Genomic DNA, 5,181 nt, shown 5'->3' with positions numbered 1-5,181 from the left:
GGGTGGCCGCGGCGGACCGGGTGGCCGCGGGGGACCGCCGGTTCCGGCCGCCGGGCTGGGTGGCGACCGGCTGCCCGTCGGTCGGCACGGCACTCGCGGGGGACGCGGCCGCCGGCCGCGCGGGGCCGGGCGCGGGCGGCGGGGCGGCGGTCGGTGGCGGCCGCAGGTCCGACAGGGCGGTCACCACGGCCCTGTTGAGTGCGGTGAGGCCGGAGGTCGACGTCGTGGAATGGGACTGCGGCACGGTTCCCCCTCGGTCGCCGATGCGGCGTGGCGGTACCGCCGGAGGACAGAGCCCGGCCTCCGACTCCAGGGCACGGCGGCTCCGCCCCCTGGGTATCTCCGGTCCACGGCGGGGACTCCCAACCCGCACCGCGGACGGCTCCTGGATCGCTCAATGTAATGGAGACAGCTACGCCCCGTTGATGGTTGTACCGGACCGGCAAGGTTTTTTCGCAGCGCGGGAACAATCCCGGGACGGAGCCGGAACGAACCCGGGACGACGACGGATCGGGCGCCGCAGTGGGTGTCGCAGTAGGTGTCGCAGCGGGCGCCGCCGGGGTGTCGCGACGGACACCCCGGCGCGCGCCGGGGCGCACCGGCGGAGTGCCTGCGCACGCCCCGGCCGGCCGCACCGTCGGTGACCCGAAGTGGCCGAAAGGTCACGCTCCGCGGGCTGCTCCGGCGGCGGCCCCGAGGTACCTTGGGCTCATGGCAGATGCGGAACGTGATCACCAGCACCCGCACGGCGCGACCCGGATGCCGCGGTTCTGGCACGGTGGCGCCCTGGTCACCCACCAGGTGCCGTTGGCGCTGGTCGGTCTGGCCTGCCTCGCGCTGGGCATCGTGGTCGCGGTCGTGGTTCCGGACAGTGACGGACCGGCCTGGGCGATGGCGGTCGCCGGCTGCCTCGCCGCCGGTGTGCTGCTGCTCGGCCGGATCGGTGTCGCGGTGTTCCGCCGGCACCGCCGCGCGGCGGCCTGAGCCGACCGGGCGCGGGCGCCCCGGTGCCCCGAGCGGCTCCCCGGAGAGGCTTCCCGGAGCGGCGCCCCGGCCTCCCGGCTCCGGGTTTGTCGAATTCCGCCGGAACCGGTCGCGCACCGAACTCCCGAGCGGATCCGTCCGGTCGGATCGGCCGGTTTTCGGCCCAACTGCCAACTCCTTCTCGCTTCTTTCACAATTCCGGGGCACCAGCCCCACAGTTCCCCCTACTGTGATGTCGGTCCGGAGCGCCAACCGCGCCGGATGCGAGGCCACTTGCCGGCGCCGGGGAGGGTGCCGCAGAGGGGGGAGCGATGAGCGGCAGCGCCGTGCCCGGAACGGCCCCGGTCTCCGGGGGGATCCGGGCCCAGGTGAAGCGCCAGCTGGCGCGCCGGGTCGGGAGCAGTCCCGGCGAGGGCGCCACCGTGCTGATCTACCACCGGGTCGGCGGCGGGAGCCCGGACGAGCTGGACGTCGCCACCGCCGACTTCGCCGCCCAGGCCGACCTGCTCGCCGCCCTGCCGCCCGGCCGGGTGGTCTCCCTGGACGAGGCCACCGACCGGATCGAGTCGGGCCGCCGCACCCCGGGCGTCGTCCTCACCTTCGACGACGGCTTCGCGGACGTGTTCGAGAACGCCTGGCCGCTGCTGCGCGAGCGCCGGCTGCCGTTCACCGTCTACCTGGCCAGCGGCCACGTCGGCGGCGAGATGCGCTGGGAGGGATCGACCGCCAAGGCCGCCGGTGCCCCCGCGCTCAGCTGGGAGCAGCTGCGCGAGATGACCGCCTCCGGCCTGTGCACGGTCGCCAACCACACCCGCACCCACGCCCGCCCCGAGCTGCTCACCACCGCCGAGCTGGACGCCTGCAACGACGAGGTCGAGGAGCACCTGGGCGTCCGTCCCAGCCACTACGCCTACACCTGGGGCGTGCCGGTCCCGCACATGGAGCCCGCGCTGCGCGCCCGCTTCCGGACCGCCGCCACCGGCGAGGTCGGCCGCAACACCCCCGGGGTCGACCCGGTGCGGCTGCGCCGGGTGCCGGTCCGCCGCACCGACCCGATCGACTTCTTCCGCGCCAAGCTGCACGGCCGGCTGATCCCCGAGCGCGCCTACGCCAGGATCGTCGCCACCGCGAAGGCGGTGGGCGCCCGTGCCTGAGGACCGGATACCCCCGCGCCTGCGCGGCCCCGGCGGCCGACCGCTGCGCGTCGCCCACCTCACCACCGTCGACATGAGCCTCCAACTGCTCCTCGCCACCGAGCTCAAGGTCGACCTGGAGGCCGGCTTCGAGACGTACGGGATCAGCGCCCCGGGCCCGTACGTGCCCGACCTGGCGGCGATCGGGGTGCGGCACGAGCCGCTGCACGCGCTGACCCGGGCCTGGGAGCCGCGGGCCGACGCCGCCGCGGCCCGCGAACTCCTGGCCGTGCTCCGCCGGATCCGCCCGGACGTGCTGCACACCCACAACCCGAAGACCGGTGTGCTCGGGCGGGTCCTCGGCCGACTGGCCCGCGTCCCGGTGGTGGTCAACACCTGCCACGGGCTGTGGGCGCAGGCGCACGACCCGTTCGCCAAGCGCGCCTTCGTGCTCGGCGCGGAGGCCTTCGCCGCCCGCTTCTCGCACGCCGAGCTGTACCAGAACGGCGAGGACCGGCGGACCCTGGCTCGCGCCGTCCCGGCCCGCCGCTCGCGGGTGGTCGGCAACGGCGTGGACCTCACCCGCTTCGCCACCGATCCCGGCGAACGCGCCCGAGCCCGGGCCCGGCTGCGCGCCGAGCTGGGCCTCGGACCGGACGAGCTGCTGGTCGGCGGGGTCGGCCGCCGGGTCGCCGAGAAGGGCATCGGGGAGTACGCCGAGGCGGCCCGCGCCCTGGCCGGCAAGGCCAGGTTCGTCTGGATCGGCCCCGACGACCCGGACAAGCCGGACGCCCACGGCGCCGAGTCCGGGGTCGCCTTCCTCGGTCCGCGCGCCGACATGCCCGCCGTCTACGCCGCGCTGGACGTCTTCGTCCTCCCCTCCTACCGGGAGGGGTTCTCCCGTTCCGCCATGGAGGCCGCCGCCGGCGGTCTGCCGATGGTGCTCAGCGACATCCGGGGCTGCCGCGAGGTCGGCACCCACGACGAGCACCTGCTCCTCGCCCCGCCCGGGGACGCCCGGGCCCTCACCAGTGCGCTGGACCGGCTCCTCACCGAGCCCGGCCTGCGTGAGCGCCTCGGCGCGGCCGTCGCCCGCGCGAAGGGGCTGCCCTGGACGGTCGGCTGAGCCCGCCCACGACCACACCACCGCATCAGGGGGAAGGACCGTCATGAAGCGAGGGGGGGACCTCGCGATCACCGTCCTGACCGGGATCGTCGCGATTCCGCTGGGTCTGGTGATCGCTCTGCTGATCCGCTGCACCATGGGCGGACCGGTGCTCTTCCGGCAGACCCGGACGGGGCTGCGGGGCAAGGAGTTCGAGATCCTCAAGTTCCGCACCATGCGGGACAAACGTTTCCCGGAGGAGCCGGACGCTCCCCGGATCACCCGGCTAGGGGACCTGCTCCGCCGGACCAGCCTGGACGAACTGCCGCAGCTGTGGAACGTGGCGCGCGGCGAGATGGGGGTGATCGGGCCCCGGCCCACGCTGCCCGAGCAGGTCGTCCACTACTCCCGCCGCCAGCGCGGCCGGCTCGACGTGCGGCCCGGGCTCACCGGCTGGGCCCAGGTCCAGGGCCGCAACTCCATCACCTGGCCGGAGCGGATCGAGCTCGACCTCTGGTACGTCCGGAACCGCTCGCTCGGCCTCGACCTGCGGATCCTCGTGCTGACCGTCAAGGTGCTGCTGAACCCGGCCGGGATCACCGCCGCCGGCGGGGTCAACCCGGGCTTCCCGGCGCCGACCGAGCCCGTCGAGACCGCCGCGACCGCCGGCGCCACCACGGGCGCCACCACCGGCGGCGCCGAGCCGGCTCCCGCCGTGCTCGGCCTGCCCAGGCAGACCACCGGGCCGAGGCCGGTCCCACCGCTCCGCGCCCGGCCGGCCCGCCCGGCCCCGGTCGGCGCCGCCGTCGAGGAGGCGTCCTGACCGTCGGACCCGGCAGGATGGCCCCCATGCCCTCCGCAACGGACTCGTCCGCACTCTGGATCGCCGGCGCCGGAGGCGTCGGCCGCGAGGCGCTGGACACCGCGCTCGCGGCCGGCGTCCCGGTCGCGGGGTTCCTCGACGACCGTCAGCACGGCGCCACCGTCCGCGGCCTGCCCGTCCGCAGGCCCGCGGATCTCGGACCCGGCGCCCGCTACCTGGTCGGCATCGCCGACCCGGCCGTCCGGCAGCGGCTGTCCGCCCTGCTGGACGGCCTGGGGGCGGAGCCGTTCACCCTGCTCCACCCCCGGGCGCTGATCGCCCCGGACACCCTGCTCGGCCCGGGCTGCCTGGTGATGGGTGGCGCGTACGTGTCCAGCAGCGTGCGGCTCGGCGCGCACAGCCAGGTCCACTACAACGCGACGGTCGGCCACGACACGGTGTTCGGCGAGCGGGTGACGGTCTACCCGGGCGGCAACGTCTCCGGCGCGGTGCTGCTGGCCGACGGCGCGACCGTGGGCTCCAACGCCGTGGTGCTCCAGGGCCGCAAGGTCGGCGCCGGGGCCTTCGTCGGCGCGGCCGCGGTGGTGACCAGGGACGTGGCCCCGGGCGAGGTGGTGGTCGGCTCCCCTGCCCGCCCGCTCCGTCGGACCTGAGCGGCCGTCGGACCTGAACGCCCGCCGGACCTGAACGCCCGCCCGGGCCCGCCCGCTCCGCAGACGCAGCCCGGCGGGCGCGGCACCCCGATAGGCTTCGGGGCATGGCGATTCCGAAGTTCCTGGCCGATCTCCGCGCGGTGGTGGGCTCCCGCAAGCTCTGGCTCAGCGCCGCCGCCGCGGTCGTCCTGGACGAGGAGGGCCGGGTGCTGCTCGTCCAGCGCGCCGACGACCGCAGCTGGGCGCCCCCGGGCGGCATCCTCGACCCGGGCGAGCAGCCGGCCGACGGAGCGGTCCGGGAGTGCCTGGAGGAGACCGGGATCGCCACCGTGGCCGAACGGCTCGTCACGCTCACCGTCTCGCCGGACATCACCTACCCCAACGGCGATGTGACGCAGTACCTGGAGGTCGTCTTCCGCTGCCGCCCGGTGGGCGGGGAGATCCGGGCGGACGAGGACGAGACGCTCGCGGTCGGCTGGTACC

General features: G+C 75.7%; 6 protein-coding genes and 1 pseudogene. 6 read left to right on the top strand and 1 reads right to left on the bottom strand.

Annotated elements, in window-relative coordinates:
- Positions 1-244: pseudogene (locus VR45_RS49145) on the bottom strand (hypothetical protein); the annotation flags it as partial.
- Positions 245-711: 467 nt separating this feature from the next.
- Between VR45_RS49145 and VR45_RS28645 the strand changes: the two are divergent.
- From VR45_RS28645 to VR45_RS28620, 6 genes are all read left to right on the top strand, one after another.
- Complete coding sequence (locus VR45_RS28645; RefSeq protein ID WP_159394384.1) at positions 712-984, top strand: hypothetical protein; 273 nt, start codon at positions 712-714, stop codon at positions 982-984.
- 311 nt (positions 985-1,295) lie between these two features.
- Positions 1,296-2,138 (top strand): polysaccharide deacetylase family protein, encoded by an 843-nt coding sequence (locus VR45_RS28640; protein ID WP_045942751.1) that lies wholly within the window; start codon positions 1,296-1,298, stop codon positions 2,136-2,138.
- Positions 2,131-3,243, top strand: a complete 1,113-nt coding sequence (locus VR45_RS28635; protein WP_078896913.1) for a glycosyltransferase — start codon at positions 2,131-2,133, stop codon at positions 3,241-3,243. The genes VR45_RS28640 and VR45_RS28635 overlap by 8 nt, the downstream gene beginning before the upstream one ends.
- Positions 3,244-3,286: 43 nt before the next feature.
- A complete protein-coding gene (locus VR45_RS28630) occupies positions 3,287-4,045 on the top strand; it encodes a sugar transferase (protein ID WP_078896912.1) in 759 nt (252 codons plus the stop codon).
- A 26-nt stretch (positions 4,046-4,071) separates the two neighbouring features.
- Positions 4,072-4,698, top strand: coding sequence for a NeuD/PglB/VioB family sugar acetyltransferase (locus VR45_RS28625; RefSeq protein ID WP_107084298.1), 627 nt, complete (start codon positions 4,072-4,074; stop codon positions 4,696-4,698).
- A gap of 104 nt (positions 4,699-4,802) precedes the next feature.
- Positions 4,803-5,181 (top strand): NUDIX domain-containing protein (locus VR45_RS28620; RefSeq protein ID WP_045942749.1); only part of this gene is annotated, 379 nt, incomplete at its 3' end.

Origin of the sequence: Streptomyces sp. NRRL S-495, assembly GCF_000966955.1 — a bacterium.
Taxonomy (GTDB): Bacteria; Actinomycetota; Actinomycetes; order Streptomycetales; family Streptomycetaceae; genus Kitasatospora; species Kitasatospora purpeofusca.
This window is presented reverse-complemented; position numbering and strand designations above follow the sequence as displayed.